Source organism: Merdimonas faecis (assembly GCF_001754075.1).
In the GTDB taxonomy this organism is placed as follows: domain Bacteria; phylum Bacillota; class Clostridia; order Lachnospirales; family Lachnospiraceae; genus Merdimonas; species Merdimonas faecis.
In genome coordinates this window covers 149376-163329 of record NZ_MIEH01000018.1, presented here as the reverse complement: position 1 = coordinate 163329, position 13954 = coordinate 149376, and the positions used below count along the sequence as shown (strand labels likewise).

Below are 13954 nucleotides of genomic sequence, written 5' to 3'. Positions count from 1 at the left end.
CTCCTTTTCTTTACAAAGCTTTCTGCTCCATACAATAGTTTCCCAGATTGTCAAGAACCTTCTGGTTCAGCCGCTCTACCGCCTGGCGTGTCATTCCGGAGGAGCGCTTCAGGCATACTGCATGGTTATTCTTAAGAAGGGATTCGTCTCCCAGCCCCATCAGCGTATCGCAGAAATACCAGGTGTTCTCCTGATCCAGCCACTTCTTTATTGCCTCCTCCTCGAAACAGGGACTAAGGGCGGTATTAAACAACACCTTCCCCGGGCCCATGATCTGAAACTCCTCTTCGCCAAGCAGCACCACATTCTTGCTTAAGCAGCTGCAGATCACGTCGCACTCCCGCAGAAGATCAGGAAGCTCCTGATAGCGATATCCCTTCTCTTCTTCCAGTTCCGGCTTTCTGCTCCTGCTGTAATAGCGGATATCTGCATGGAAGGCCGCAAGTCCTGCTGCCACCGCTTTCGCGCTTGCTCCCATGCCAAGGATCCCCACTCTGACTCCGGTAATTTCTGAAATCTCTCCGAAAAGAGGCGGGAATCCATCGTCTCCGCCCAGTCTGCGGATCAGATTTGCCGTCACATACTCTGCTACCCCGGCGTCGCCATAATCCCGGATTCCTGTCACCTTAATTCCGCGGGCTCTGGCATAGGCAAGATCCACATTGGAGCTCGCTTCTGAGTACAGGCTGCAGCACATGCCGATATAGCGCACATCCTTGCAGTCCTTCAATACGTTTTCCCCGATCTTATGCGTATAGCTGACAAAGATGCCGTCCGCATCCCCGATCCGCTCTGTAATCTCGGCGTCGCTTTCCGGAACCGTATCATAAAATACCGCTTCCTCACAGTATTCCTTTATCTTCTCTCTTGTCTCCGGCAAAAGAGACACCGGCTGGATAGCTACCAGCTTCTTTAGCTTTTTCATCCTTTCATCCTCCCGATATGTATTCAATCCTGCTCTTCATTATATACCGCCACAGAGTGATGGGAAAGAAAAATGTGAACAAAATGACCTCTTCTATAGTAATAACTTTCTGGCTGCACTATGAAATGCAGTCCCAAAACCATATCTCCTCACGTCCTCCAGCGCCCATATTTCAAACCGCCCTACTTCTTCCCCCTCCATCAGACAGATCATCTTTCCCACCTTCTGCCCCTTCTTAACCGGCGCTGCCAGCGTCTTGGGAAGCTCTGTCTTTTTCTCTATCTTCTCATCCCCACGCATCAGAAGACTCAGCGGCTCTGACTCTTTTACCGCTGCCCGGACAGTGGTTGTTTTTTGATAGGGATCCTTATCATCCACTCCCTTTTCTACCGGGATCTCCAGGACGTCAGTTTCTGGCTCTATCTTGTGGTATTCATAATTATTAAGCCCGTATTCCATAAGCTTCCTGGTATCTGTCCATTTATAATTCTTGTTGTTCGGCCACCCGCAGGCTAAGAGGGCCACGATAAAAGTCCTCTCCCCCTGTCTCAGCGCCCCTACATAGCAATAGCCGGCATCGGCAGTAAACCCGGTCTTCCCGCTTAAGGCCCCATCCATCATATCCAGAAATGCATTATGGTTGCTGCAGGAAAAGCTGCGCTTCCCCTCTACATCTGTGAAGCTGTACTCCTTCGTCCGGGTAACCTCAAGAAAGGCCTCCCTTTTGGGAGATTCCATGATACAGTACCGCATGATCCTGGCCAGGTCCTTCGCCGTAGTAGAATGAATCCCTTCTTCGTCTTCTCCGTCCAGCCCGTTTGGAGTCACAAAATGCGTATCCGTACAGCCAAGCGCCGCCGCCTTTTCATTCATCTGATCTGCGAAGTCCTCCACGCTCCCGGAGATTTCTTCGGCAATGACCACTGCACTGTCATTGTAGGATTCCAGCATCAGCGCATACAGAAGGTCCTCCAGGTAATATTCTTCTCCTTCCTGCACTCCCAGCCGCACCTTGGGCTGGCGTGCGGCATTCTGAGACACCGTGGCCGTCTGTCCTTTCTCCATCTCTTCCAGCGCCAGGATACATGTCATGATTTTGGTGGTGCTGGCCATGGGGCGTATGACATGTTCTTCTTTTCCAAATAAAACACGCCCACTGTCAGCATCCATCAAAACCGCTGACCGGGCGTATAAATCTTCGGGTTCCTCCGGCGCCTCCTCTGCCTGCACGGGCAGGCGGATATTTCCCAAAAGGAGCAGGATGGTCCCTGTCATATATATGATCTGTTTTTTCCATTTCATAGCAGCACCACAAACCTTTGCCTTATCTCACTATATGCATCCTGTGGTACAGCTATTCCTTTCTTTTGATATCCGGTATGTAAATCCCGTTTAGATATCCAGCTTTAACTGGATCTCTTCTTCTGCCTCTTCCTTAAAGTTTTCCACCTGCTCCGGATTCAGAGTCGGCAGATCATCGGCAGACTGTATGCTGAACCTTCGCAGGAACTCCTCTGTAGTGCCGAATAAAATAGGCTTTCCCGGTGCGTCCAGGCGCCCCACCTCACAGACCAGATCATACTCTACCAGCTTATTCACCGCATGATCTGACTTGACGCCTCTGATCTTCTCAATCTCCAGCTTTGTTACCGGCTGCTTGTAGGCTATGATCGACAGTGTTTCCAGAAGCACGTCCGTCAGTACATATTTCTTCGGCTGTTTTGCCACCCGGATCAGGTATTCATACATTTCCTTTTTGGTACACATCTGAAAAGCATCCTCCAGTTCAATAATGCGGATGCCTCTGTCCTCGGTTTCGTAACGGTCCATCATCTGATGTATGATCTTTCGGGTGGTCTCTTCGTCATGCTCAATAGCAAGCGCTATCTGTCCAAGCTCCACCGAGTCACCCATGGCAAACAGGACCGCCTCTATGATTCCTTCCAATTTCTTAATTTCCACTGTATCCATACTACCTTTCCTACGCTTGTCCTTCTACATTGGAATCGATCATGATGTCCTCAAAAGGCTGTTCCTGACGGATCATGATCGTCCCTTCCTTCATCAGCTGCAAAATCGCAAGAAACGTCACCACAAGCTGGGTCTTTGACGTCTGCTTCTTTAACAGTTCCCGGAAACTGAACCTTCGGTGCTTTTTTGCATATTCACTGACATAATCCAGCTTTTCCGGCAGTGTTACTTCTTCCTTTTCAATCTTCCCAAATTTACTGCGGACCGGATCGATCTTATCTACCTGCCGCTTCATCACATCCTGAAAGATCCGGTTCAGTTTTGCCAGGGTCAGATCTCCCAGCAGCTCTGTAAGATCCACCGGCTCCTCATAGTCCTTCACTTCCTCAGGAATCGTTGGTTCCTTATAGAGCACCTGCTCGCCCTCTACCTGACGGTCACGCAGCTCATAGGACATGTATTTATACATCTTATACTCCAGCAGCTGTTCGACCAGTTCCTGTCTCGGATCCTCTTCCTCTTCTTCCTCCACTTCCTTGGGAAGCAGCATCCGGCATTTGATATCCAGAAGGGTTGCTGCCATAACCAGGAATTCGCTCATAACATTTAAGTCTTCACTTTCCATGGCTTTAATGTAGTCCATATACTGGCTGGTGATTTCTACGATCGGAATATCGTAAATGTCTATCTTGTTTTTATCAATGAGATGTAAAAGAAGATCCAGCGGACCTTCAAACACCTGCAGCTTTACCGGAATTCCCATAACGCTCCTCTTTCCAGACTCTTGTCCGTTATCGTAACTTTATTATTATACAGGATTTCCTCTGGTTTCACAAGCACTATCCTTAGGGTTTTAGCGGGATGGTTTGTCAATCATCTCCTCTAAGTTCAAGCACCACCAGCTCCGCCGGGTTCATGAAACGGATGGGCACAGAGTGGACGCCCAGGCCGCGGCTTACTACTACATCTGTTTTCGGATCCCTGTAAATACCTGCGGAATATGCGGGAAACAGACGGAAATCCGGGGAAATGACTCCGCCGATCCATGGAAGGCCAACCAGACCGCCATGGACGTGGCCGGACAAAACAAGATCTGCCCCCCAGGCTTCATACTGCTGCACATATGCAGGATTATGCGCCAGCAGGATCTGATAGGAGGGATCTGATCTTCCGATCCGATCTTCGATCTGCCGGACACTTAGCTTTCTTTTTCCCAGTTTTTCATATGCCGAAAGTGGGATCTCCAGACCGCTGATCCGGATCCTTGCCCTGCCTGTCTTCCAGATCACAGCCTCATTTTCCAGGAAAATGATCCCTGCCTCCTCCAGATGCTTTTTATATGCCGCATAGGACTGTTCATAACGCTCCGGTTCTTCTTTCAGCTTCTGCTCGTGGTTGCCGTTGGCATAATATACCGGACACATAGCTGTAAGACGGATAAGAAACTTAAGTGTCTTTGCGTAGGAAGTTCCGTTTTTCCGCACCAGCATATCGCCGCCGATCAGGATCAGATCCGGCCGGGATCTGCGGACTGCCGCCAGAAGCCTCCCGTTATTTTTTCCATAAGAGCAGTTATGGAGATCACTTAAAAATACAATTCTTTTCTTTTGTATCCCTTTCAGTTTATGGGAAAATATCCGATAGGTCCTGATCCTGAATGTCCGGAGTTCCCGGGCGTTTTCAATAAAAAACACCAGGCACAGGACGCCTAGAATTATGATGATCATCTGCAATGACTTTCTCCTCTTTCTTCAGATTAATTATATAATTATTTCTGTTCATTTGTAAACAGATATGTTAAAATCTATTACGGTAATGAAATGTATATAGGAGGAGAATTTACCATGAACATACCTGAAAGAATCAGCGCACTCCGTGCCCTGATGGCTGAAAAAGGCTATGATGCCTACGTGGTTCCTACCGACGATAATCACCAGAGTGAATATGTCGGGGAACATTTCAAGGCAAGAGCATTTATCACCGGTTTTACCGGTTCTGCCGGTACTGCTGTCATCACAAAGGATGAAGCCGGACTTTGGACCGACGGACGTTACTTTATCCAGGCGGAACAGCAGCTTAGCGGAAGCGGTGTAAAGCTGTTCAAAATGGGAGAACCCGGCGTGCCCGGCACACTGGAATATCTGGAGGAAACCCTTCCGGAGGGATGCACGCTTGGCTTTGACGGACGTGTAGTCGCCATGGGCGACGGCCTGGAATATGAAGCGATTGTTTCCAGGAAAAACGGACAAATCAACTATTCTGAGGATCTGATCGACCAGATCTGGGAGGACCGTCCGGCTCTTTCCGAAGATCCTGCTTTTGCTCTGGATGAGTCCTATACCGGAGAGAGCACTGCTTCCAAGCTTTCAAGAGTACGGGAGGCTATGAAGGAAGCTGGCGCCGATGTCCATGTGATCGCGGCTCTGGATGACATCTGCTGGATTACAAACCTGCGTGGAAATGATATTGAATTCTTCCCGCTGCTTCTGTCCTATGCTGTCATCACAATGGATGATATGAGGCTCTACATCGACGAGCGCAAGCTGACCGATGAGATGAAGGAAAAACTGGCAAAGGATCAGATTTCCCTGCATCCGTACAATGCCATCTATGAGGATGTCAAGGCACTTCCCGGAGATGCTGCCATCCTGGTAGATTCCGCACGCCTGAATTATGCGCTTTACAACAATCTGCCGAAAACCGCAAAGGTCATCGACGAGATGAACCCCACGGTGGTCATGAAAGCAACAAAAAATGATGTGGAACTTAAGAACATCATCAGCGCACACGTAAAAGACGGCGTGGCTGTCACCAGATTTATGTACTGGCTGAAGAAAAATGTAGGAAAGACAGAGCCGCCGATCACCGAGATCAGCGCAGCGGAAAAACTGGACGAGTTCCGCAAGGAGCAGGAAGGATATCTGTGGCAGAGCTTTGAGCCCATCTGCGGATCCGGCGAGCACGGAGCTATCGTACACTATGCCGCTACTCCGGAGACCAATATCCCTGTTGTGACCGACGGTCTTTTCCTGACTGACACCGGCGGCGGATATATCGAAGGCTCTACAGACATCACCCGTACCTTTGCTTTCGGCAACCTGACTCAGGAAATGAAGGAAGACTTTACCACCGTTCTCCAGTGCAACATGCACCTGGCAGGCGCCGTGTTCCTGGAAGGAACTACGGGTTACAACCTGGACGTGCTGGCAAGAATGCCCGCATGGAAACGGGGTAAAAACTTTAACCATGGCACCGGACACGGTGTAGGGTATCTGATGAACATCCATGAGGCTCCCTGCGGTTTCCGCTGCGCTATCCGCGACCGCGAGAAACAGCCGCTGATGCCGGGCCTTGTCATCACCGATGAGCCTGGTATCTACATCGAAGGTTCCCACGGTGTCCGCACCGAAAATGAGCTGGTGGTACGCAAAGGGGAAAAGAACGAATACGGACAGTTCCTCTACTTTGAGCCGATCACTTACGTACCCATCGACCTGGATGCTGTTATCCCGGAGATGCTGAGCGCTGAAGATAAAGAGCAGCTCAACGCTTACCATGCAAAGGTATACGAGATAGTGGCTCCACATCTAAATGAAGAAGAACGCGAGTGGCTGAAAGAATACACACGCGCCATCTAATCCATTGGGGACGGGGGATTTTCAGAAATCCCCCGTCCCTTTTTGCGTAAACCCGCCGGTTGTCACCCGAATGTGGATAATCTCTGTGGAAAATTTGTGGAAAACTGAAAATCACCCTTCAATGGGGACGGGGGTTTTTCGGAAAACCCCCGTCCCCATTGGTTATGGCAGGAATTTTTCCACCGTGTTTTCCACAGCATCGGGATAGCTCATTTTCTTTACTTTCTCTGTTGTCAGAATCCTGACGCTTCCGATTTCTTTTCCGTCCAGATAATACCGGACTGTTCCGGCCTCCTGTCCTTCTTTTACCGGAGCTTTTAAGGATTTTTTCATTTCGATTTTTCTTTCAATGGATGAAAGATTTGCTCCGGAAGTGTCTACATACGAAAACAACTCTTCCTGCGCCGTCCGGGCCGTTTCTTTTACGCCTCCTTTGACGGGAAGGTCCGGCGTTTTTTCTGCCTCCTCTTCCTGATATACGCTGCATTTACCGAATCCGTAATTTAGCAGTGCGATCGTATCCTTTGTCCGGTCTTTACTGGTCTCGGCCGCCATGATCACTGCGATCATCTCCATTCCGTTTTTTTCGGCAGTTGCGGAGATACAGAATTTTGCCAGACTGGTAGATCCGGTTTTTAAGCCCGTCGTATATTCGTAGTGCCGCACCAGCTTGTTGGTGTTTGTCAGTCCGAATTCTGCAGTGCCTTTCTCGGTCGTATGGGTGATATTTTCCATCCATATCATGGCATAATCCCGGATCTGCGGATAGGATGTGATCAGTTCCCGGGACATCAGTCCAATATCTCTTGCCGTCGTCAGATGTCCGTCCGTGTCCAGCCCGTTGCAGTTTACGAAATGCGTATTAGCCATGCCAAGCCCCGCGGCCCGTTCATTCATCCGTTTTACAAATTCCTCTTCGCTTCCCGCAATATACTCTGCCATGGCGACACAGGCATCATTTGCACTGGCAACCACAATGCATTTGATCATCGTCTCCACCGTCTGTTCCTCTCCCGGCTCAAGAAACACCTGGGAGCCTCCCATGGACGCTGCGTATTCCGACGTGGTGACCATATCTTCCAGACGGATCTGCCCGGACTCTATGGCATCAAAGATCAAAAGCAGGGTCATAACCTTGGTAACACTGGCCGGCGGCCGCTGCTCATCCGGATTCTTTTCATAAATTACCTGTCCTGTGGAAGCCTCCATCAGAATCGCTGACGGTGCACTGATCTGCGGCCCGGCCTGCTCCGAAGGCTCTTCTGTGCCGGCGCTCTCCTGTCCCTCACTATTCTCCTGCGTCTCACTGGTTTCTTCTACCCGGTCATCTTCCTGTGTTTTGACGCCCTCCTGCTCTTCAGCGCTTCCCGGCATTTCACTTTCTGCCGCCTCCCCTGCTTCCGTATCCTCCTGCGCCAAAACAGGCTGTATACACAGCATCACACATAACACAACTGACAAAAATACTTTCATCCCACAGCTCCTTGCCGCTTCCTGTCTATCATTACTATTGTAATCTGCGGCTCTTTCAAATATGCTCATTCTTTTCATCCAAATATCAGAAATGCTTATTGACATCTATCTACTATGTGGTACAATATAGTTAACAACTATTAGGCAACGCATAGTAGAGGATGTGAATATTATGTATGACAAATCTCAATTAATGCGGGGGACACTGGAGGGATGCATTTTAAAATTTCTTTCCGAAGAAACCACTTATGGTTATGAACTCGTAGAAAAGCTTGAACAATACGGGTTCGAAGATATCAAGGAGGGAACCATTTATCCGCTCCTGGTGCGTCTGGAAAAGAAAGGAATTATCGACTCGCAGTTCCGCCCTTCTCCTCTTGGTCCCAGCAGAAAGTATTATTCTCTCACCACCGAAGGAGCCGCTTATCTGGAAGAATTTCTTGCCAACTGGACTAAGATTTCCTCTTCCGTAAACCAAATTTTCCGATTGGAGGGATGATCCATGACCGCAAATACCCAAGACCTCAAAAATACCCTGGAAGCTCAGAACTTCCAGGATGAACAGATCCTGAACAAAGAAAACAGGAAAACACTTCACAAAATGATGAAGTATGTACGCACATTTCCCCTTAAGAGTATAGAAATTGAACAGATCCGAAGGGATCTGACCGGCATGGCAATCGAGGCACAGCAGCGTGGAACATCTCTCCAGGCCATGCTGGGAGAAAATCCCCGGAAGTTCTGTGATGAGATCATTTATTCCATAGGCGGCATCAAAGCGCCCGGAGGACGGAAGCTTCTTCACATTGCCGGATGTTATTATCAGATTATCGGTGCTATGTCTATTGTATGCGATTTGATTTCCATTTTCGCTCTTCTGATAATTGCCGCTGGCAGTCTACTAAACACCGGGGAACCAGATCTGCGGATAATGGATCTGCTTTCTGTTTTTTGGTCCCTTGCCATTGCTATCTTCCACTATACAGCCGGGAAAAGAGCCTACCAGTATGCAAATGATATCACAAAAGCCAAATTTGCGCTCCACTGGGGAATTGGTGTTTTCATTTTCGATTTTATAGTAAATCTTTCATTTTTCATTGAAACAGCAACTACCTCTTCGCTCCCTCTTAGCCTGATCTTACTTAGCGGAATGATATGTATAATTTTCCTGATCTTCCCCATCCTCTATGTCGTGGGGGCCTACAGAAACCGACCGCACTCGGGGACACCCTAAAACGCAGATGGGGACACCGACAAACGCAAACGGGGACGTACACTTTTTGCAAAAGTGTACGTCCCCGTTTGCGTTTTTTCGCATCCCCTTACCGAAATGCCCGCCATGTAGTGGCGAAATTTTCCCATTCGGTCAGGTATTCTTCCTGTATCTGGCTCCCCAATGCTGCTTTATGAGGCGCCGTCTTTACAAGCTCCGGATCGTTGCGTGCCTCCTCGGCGATCGCCTTGAAAGCCGCCACAAACTCGTCGATATCATCTTTGGAATAGGTTTCTACCGGTTCCGGAGTGAATGGCTCCGGAATGATCCGCGGATGATGGCTTGCAAAATAGTCCTGAAATCCGTAATCTACGATCCGCCGACAGATATCGTCGGTGGTAACGCCTGTTTCATCGGTCAGCTCCTTCCAGCTCAGCCTTGCCTGCTCCAGACGGTATTTTCCTTCTGCCATCGGCATAGACAGGCCGTCGATCTCCAACAGCTTTTTCAGCATATAGTTGTTATTTAATATTGACAGCTCTGCAATCTGCTTGATCCCGTCCGGTCCCAGGCTCCGGATGTAAGCATACGCCCGCACCAGTACTGCCGGAACACCGTAGTATTTCCGCAGTTTTCCGATACTGTCAGGGCGATTGTCGTCCAGATAATATTTCTCCCCGTCAAATTCCACCGTGGGCGCCGCCACATATTTTGCCAGCTCCTCTGACACACACTGCGCGCCGGCTCCCGGTCCCTGGCACCCATGAGGCGAGGAAAATGATTTATGCAGATTGTAATGGCACATGTCAAATCCTGCGTCTCTGGCCCGTGTGATCCCGAACAGTCCGTTCAGATTCGCCTGATCGTAAACGCACAATCCGCCTGCCTCATGGACGATGTCCACGAACTGACGGATCTTTTCATTGTAAATCCCTGTATCCTCCGGATTTGTGATCATCAGCGCCGCCGTGTGTTCCGACACTGCGGCCTTCAGGGCTTCAATATCCGGAATCCCGTTTTCATCCGGATACAGTGTGATCACTTTATAGCCAAGCGTCGCTGCCGCTCCCGGATTTCCGGGATGAGAAAGAATAGTCGTAATGATCTCATTTCTCTTTTCTCCCTCGCCCCTTGCTTCATGGTAGGCCCGGATGGTCTCCACATTTGCAAAGATCGCCTGGGTTCCTCCGGAGGGCTGCAGGCTTACCTTCGACATTCCGGAGATCGCCTTCAGATACTGCTCCAGCTGATATATGATTTCCAGAATCCCCTGCACAGTACTTTCATCCTGATAAGGATGCAGCTCTTTTAATTTGTCGGACCGTATAAACTGTTCATGGATCTTAGGACTATATTTCATCGTACATGTCCCAAGTCCGATGTCGATATTAATATCCGTCCCGATTGTCTCCTGGGACAGCCGCATATAATGACGCAGTACCTGCATCTGTGACATTTCGGGAAGCTTTGGCGGTTTCTTTCTTTTTAACCCTTTCGGAAGCAGCTCTTCTACGCTTCCCGTAGACTCCACCACACGTTTATCCGCTTTGGGAACCATCACGCCCCGCTCGCCTGGGTTGCCAAGCTCCATTATAATGGGCTCATCCCATCTTGCCTCATGGAAATCCCGGTCAGTTTTATAATATCCCATCTCTAGCACCCCCTTATGATCTGATCCAATGCTTCTGCCAGATGCTCGATCTCATCGGCAGTGGTCAGTTCTGAAACACAGTAAAGGGCGCTCTGTCCCAGCTCCTTAAAATCACGGCTCAGGTCTTTTCCTCCGAAGATCTGCTCCTTCAAGAGCGCCTGATTGATCTCTTTTACGGTCTTCCCTGTTTCGTTAAAATCCACCACAAATTCCTGGAAATTACTGTTCCGGAACACATTCGCCCGGATTCCAGGAACCTCCGACAACTTCTGGATGGCGTAATTTACATTCTGAAGGATGGTCTCCCCCAGCTCGTACATCCCTACAGGTCCCATGCTGGCCAGGTAAACACCCGCCGTGATCCCCCACAGGCCCGTTTCCGTACCGAAATATTCGTTGGCATTTTCCCTGCTTCCGTGGGAACAGCGGTAATTCATGGCGCGGCCCCAGCCGTAACGCCCTTCCTCCCCTGTCTTTGCAATGCCATACATATATGTAGGAAATTCCTGGATCAGCTCCACATCCTGTTGGCAGGCAATAAATCCCGCCTGGCCGCCGCCGTACTGGATATGCATCCCCAGAGGCTGGATATCTCCGCACACAAGATCGGCGCCCTGGTTCATCGGACTTTCCATGACTCCAAGCGCTGCCACCTCTGGCTGAGCAATGCAAAGCGCACCATATTTGTGGGCCAGCTCGGCAATTTTTTCTCCCCTGGTCTCAAAAAATCCAAGGTAAGACGGATTTTCATAAAAAACAGCAGCTACATCTCCGCTCTTCAGCCGCTCCTCCAGATCCTTAAGATCCATAAGCCCGGTTTCACGCTCATAGGCCACCTTATCAATCCTTCCTTCGCTGCGGCAGTATTCCCTGGCCTGGGCAAAAATCTCCGGATTCATCGTAGACGGCACCAGAAGTACGCTTTTGGGAGTGTTTCTGCTTCTCATCACACGCAGTGCGATCCGGAGAGAGGAAGAAACAGCCTGGCCGCCGTCATAATTGGTATAGCTTACCACATCCGCATCCAGAAGCTCTCCCATCATACTGGTATACTCGAAGATCGCCTGCATTTTCCCATGATCGGAATACGTATCGCCACAGTAGCCTGTCAGGAACTCTCCTCTGGAGTTGATCTCATCACACAGGGCCGGCACCTGGTGCTTGTAGCAGCCTGCACCCAGAAAACTGGTATATTCCTCTGTAGAAACATTCTTTTCCAGGATCCCCATCACATGCTTCTTCAATGCATGCTCACTCAGGATCGGTTCCGGAAGATCCAGCCTTTCTTTGTACAGCAGTTCCTCTGGGATCACACTTTTGTAAATGTCCTCAATGCTTTCCACCCCTAATTCCTGCAGCATTTCCTGCTTGATTTCAGGCACGCTGTTTGGCATATAGGGATGTACGAAATCTTTTCCCACAATTCTTCAGCTCCTTTCTCTTCTGTCAGTCTTTGTCTGTGGGACAGACAAGCTCGTATATCATCGCCAGGATCAGGACAGAAGCGCATCTGCTCCTGCCTGTACCCGGTAAATGATCTCTTCTTTCGCGTTCAGACGGATTTTATAGTACCCTGCAAGGTACCGGTCCGTTTCCAGATCCCCGGTATCTACCAGCATCGGCCGGGTCCCAAGACCCGAAAGCTTTTCCCTTGTCACCGCCAGCCGGATATGGCTTTTCCCTACTTTTTTAAGGACCAGGGGACTGATCTGCTGGTTTCCCCGCCCAAACAAAAATCCATTCCCGCCGATACAGGTTACAATAATCTCCGCTTTCTGTTCTCTATCTAAAAAGGAAAGTATGGTTCTTTCATCTGCATCTGCCCGCAGGATCCTTCCATTTTTTGCAAGATCTACTCCCCGTACGGTTCCGGTTCCATGAAGCATCTGTTTGACCCGGTAGGTCGTACTGCCCGGCCCCAGGATATAGAGGGTATCTTCCTTCATTTCCGCCCGGATTTCTGCCGCAAGGACTTCCGCCTCCTCTTCTTCCGACGTTCCGGCTTCCTTAGCTCTCTGCAGCCGCACCTTATCATCCGGCACAGTCAGAAACCCATAGAGCGTAGGACTTACTGCCAGCTCGTCCAGACTGTTCTCGTCCAGATCCATCACCTCTCTGTGAGAAAACGACGTCTCCTTTCCCTGGATAAAACGCTTCAGGATCTCACCTGCTTTACAAGGAGTCGTTGCAAAGCAGGCCGAGTACATCTTCACACCTGCCGGCACTCCCAGCACCGGAACATTACTTCCTGCCGCCTCACAGATATCACGAGCCGTGCCATCGCCGCCGCAGAACAGGATCAAATCCATCCCCATCCCGCAAAGCCTTCTGGCAAAATACAGGGTATCCTCTCTGGACGTCTCCTCATCCAGACTCCCGATGCGGCTATTCTCCAGCGGTTCACAGGGAATCCCGACCTTAAAAAGCACGTCTGCGCCCATGCACCCTTCCGGCGCATAGATCCTCCATCCATCCATCGACAATCCCTTGAGCTCTTTCAAACATTCCTCCGCCCTGCAAGAAGCACTCTTTTCATAACCGGCCAGCAGCGCTTTCCTGCACCTGGCAGCATCATCACTCCCCTTCATTCCGGCCCGTCCTCCCAGGCCAGCCACGGGATTAATTAAAAAGCCAATCTTTTTATCAGTTTCTTTCATAAAAATTCACTCTTTAACTGTATTTTTTCAAAAATTCATAAAACTATGCCACTACTTGCAGTATAGCATTTGTATATTATTTCATCAAGAAAATGTGAACGGGGACGTACACTTTTTGCAAAAGTGTACGTCCCCGTTCACATTTTCGTCACATTTCTACGTTATTTCCCAGCCATCTGCTTTTCCTGCTGCTCGATCATCTTCTTTACCATATAACCGCCAACAGAACCGTTCTGTCTGGATGTCAGGTCGCCGTTGTATCCTTCAGTAAGCGGTACTCCCAGCTCGTTTGCCACCTCATATTTAAACTTGTCTAATGCGCCTTTTGCTTCAGGCACTGCTGCTCTGTTTGAAGAACGATTTGTCATTTCTATACTCCTCCTTTTCGTAACTTTGTAACTTTCTGTTTTGTTACAACCATAGTAT

Annotated in this window: 13 protein-coding genes; 3 read left to right on the top strand and 10 right to left on the bottom strand. The window is 49.4% G+C overall.

Annotated elements, in window-relative coordinates; all coding sequences use genetic code 11:
* Window positions 1-10 precede the first annotated feature (10 nt).
* The 5 genes from BKD12_RS09485 to BKD12_RS09465 all read right to left on the bottom strand — a co-directional run bounded on the left by BKD12_RS09485 (window position 11) and on the right by BKD12_RS09465 (window position 4623).
* Window positions 11-925, bottom strand: coding sequence for an NAD(P)-dependent oxidoreductase (locus BKD12_RS09485; RefSeq protein WP_070089079.1), 915 nt, complete (start codon window positions 923-925; stop codon window positions 11-13).
* A gap of 93 nt (window positions 926-1018) precedes the next feature.
* Complete coding sequence (locus BKD12_RS09480; protein ID WP_070089078.1) at window positions 1019-2227, bottom strand: D-alanyl-D-alanine carboxypeptidase family protein; 1209 nt, start codon at window positions 2225-2227, stop codon at window positions 1019-1021.
* Between the two features lie 90 nt (window positions 2228-2317).
* The gene (gene scpB / locus BKD12_RS09475; protein WP_176730953.1) at window positions 2318-2896 is read right to left on the bottom strand and encodes an SMC-Scp complex subunit ScpB; all 579 of its coding nucleotides are present in this window, start codon (window positions 2894-2896) and stop codon (window positions 2318-2320) included.
* 10 nt (window positions 2897-2906) lie between these two features.
* Entirely contained in the window at window positions 2907-3659 is a 753-nt protein-coding gene (locus tag BKD12_RS09470) for a segregation and condensation protein A (RefSeq protein WP_070089077.1), read from the bottom strand.
* Window positions 3660-3765: 106 nt separating this feature from the next.
* Window positions 3766-4623: a metallophosphoesterase gene (locus BKD12_RS09465; protein ID WP_070089475.1), complete on the bottom strand. Its 858-nt coding sequence runs from the start codon at window positions 4621-4623 to the stop codon at window positions 3766-3768.
* Window positions 4624-4740: 117 nt separating this feature from the next.
* Here BKD12_RS09465 and BKD12_RS09460 point away from each other — a divergent pair, with 117 nt between their 5' ends.
* Window positions 4741-6534: an aminopeptidase P family protein gene (locus BKD12_RS09460; protein ID WP_070089076.1), complete on the top strand. Its 1794-nt coding sequence runs from the start codon at window positions 4741-4743 to the stop codon at window positions 6532-6534.
* Window positions 6535-6696: 162 nt separating this feature from the next.
* On the opposite strand, the gene BKD12_RS09455 is transcribed toward BKD12_RS09460, so the two are convergent.
* A complete protein-coding gene (locus BKD12_RS09455; RefSeq protein ID WP_070089075.1) occupies window positions 6697-8007 on the bottom strand; it encodes a D-alanyl-D-alanine carboxypeptidase family protein in 1311 nt (436 codons plus the stop codon).
* 172 nt (window positions 8008-8179) lie between these two features.
* Between BKD12_RS09455 and BKD12_RS09450 the strand changes: the two genes are divergently transcribed.
* A complete protein-coding gene (locus BKD12_RS09450; protein WP_070089074.1) occupies window positions 8180-8506 on the top strand; it encodes a PadR family transcriptional regulator in 327 nt (108 codons plus the stop codon).
* A gap of 3 nt (window positions 8507-8509) precedes the next feature.
* Window positions 8510-9241: a DUF1129 domain-containing protein gene (locus tag BKD12_RS09445; protein ID WP_070089073.1), complete on the top strand. Its 732-nt coding sequence runs from the start codon at window positions 8510-8512 to the stop codon at window positions 9239-9241.
* Between the two features lie 88 nt (window positions 9242-9329).
* Here the strand turns inward: BKD12_RS09445 and gcvPB are convergent, their stop codons facing one another.
* From gcvPB to BKD12_RS09425, 4 genes are all read right to left on the bottom strand, one after another.
* Window positions 9330-10871, bottom strand: coding sequence for an aminomethyl-transferring glycine dehydrogenase subunit GcvPB (gene gcvPB / locus BKD12_RS09440; protein WP_070089072.1), 1542 nt, complete (start codon window positions 10869-10871; stop codon window positions 9330-9332).
* 2 nt (window positions 10872-10873) lie between these two features.
* On the bottom strand, window positions 10874-12292 hold the full coding sequence (gene gcvPA / locus BKD12_RS09435; RefSeq protein WP_242872750.1) for an aminomethyl-transferring glycine dehydrogenase subunit GcvPA: 1419 nt from the start codon (window positions 12290-12292) through the stop codon (window positions 10874-10876).
* Window positions 12293-12364: 72 nt separating this feature from the next.
* On the bottom strand, window positions 12365-13528 hold the full coding sequence (locus BKD12_RS09430; RefSeq protein ID WP_070089071.1) for an ATP-NAD kinase family protein: 1164 nt from the start codon (window positions 13526-13528) through the stop codon (window positions 12365-12367).
* Between the two features lie 161 nt (window positions 13529-13689).
* Window positions 13690-13896 (bottom strand): alpha/beta-type small acid-soluble spore protein, encoded by a 207-nt coding sequence (locus BKD12_RS09425; RefSeq protein WP_070089070.1) that lies wholly within the window; start codon window positions 13894-13896, stop codon window positions 13690-13692.
* Window positions 13897-13954 lie beyond the last annotated feature (58 nt).

Excerpts from the sequence above, each read along its gene's own strand:
- BKD12_RS09430 (WP_070089071.1), bottom strand. The coding sequence starts at position 13,528 with ATGAAAGAAACTGATAAAAAGATTGGCTTTTTAATTAATCCCGTGGCT.
- BKD12_RS09460 (WP_070089076.1), top strand. The coding sequence starts at position 4,741 with ATGAACATACCTGAAAGAATCAGCGCACTCCGTGCCCTGATGGCTGAA.
- BKD12_RS09425 (WP_070089070.1), bottom strand. The coding sequence starts at position 13,896 with ATGACAAATCGTTCTTCAAACAGAGCAGCAGTGCCTGAAGCAAAAGGC.
- BKD12_RS09480 (WP_070089078.1), bottom strand. The coding sequence starts at position 2,227 with ATGAAATGGAAAAAACAGATCATATATATGACAGGGACCATCCTGCTC.
- BKD12_RS09485 (WP_070089079.1), bottom strand. The coding sequence starts at position 925 with ATGAAAAAGCTAAAGAAGCTGGTAGCTATCCAGCCGGTGTCTCTTTTG.
- gcvPB (WP_070089072.1), bottom strand. The coding sequence starts at position 10,871 with ATGGGATATTATAAAACTGACCGGGATTTCCATGAGGCAAGATGGGAT.
- BKD12_RS09450 (WP_070089074.1), top strand. The coding sequence starts at position 8,180 with ATGTATGACAAATCTCAATTAATGCGGGGGACACTGGAGGGATGCATT.
- BKD12_RS09470 (WP_070089077.1), bottom strand. The coding sequence starts at position 3,659 with ATGGGAATTCCGGTAAAGCTGCAGGTGTTTGAAGGTCCGCTGGATCTT.
- scpB (WP_176730953.1), bottom strand. The coding sequence starts at position 2,896 with ATGGATACAGTGGAAATTAAGAAATTGGAAGGAATCATAGAGGCGGTC.
- BKD12_RS09445 (WP_070089073.1), top strand. The coding sequence starts at position 8,510 with ATGACCGCAAATACCCAAGACCTCAAAAATACCCTGGAAGCTCAGAAC.
- BKD12_RS09465 (WP_070089475.1), bottom strand. The coding sequence starts at position 4,623 with ATGATCATCATAATTCTAGGCGTCCTGTGCCTGGTGTTTTTTATTGAA.
- BKD12_RS09455 (WP_070089075.1), bottom strand. The coding sequence starts at position 8,007 with ATGAAAGTATTTTTGTCAGTTGTGTTATGTGTGATGCTGTGTATACAG.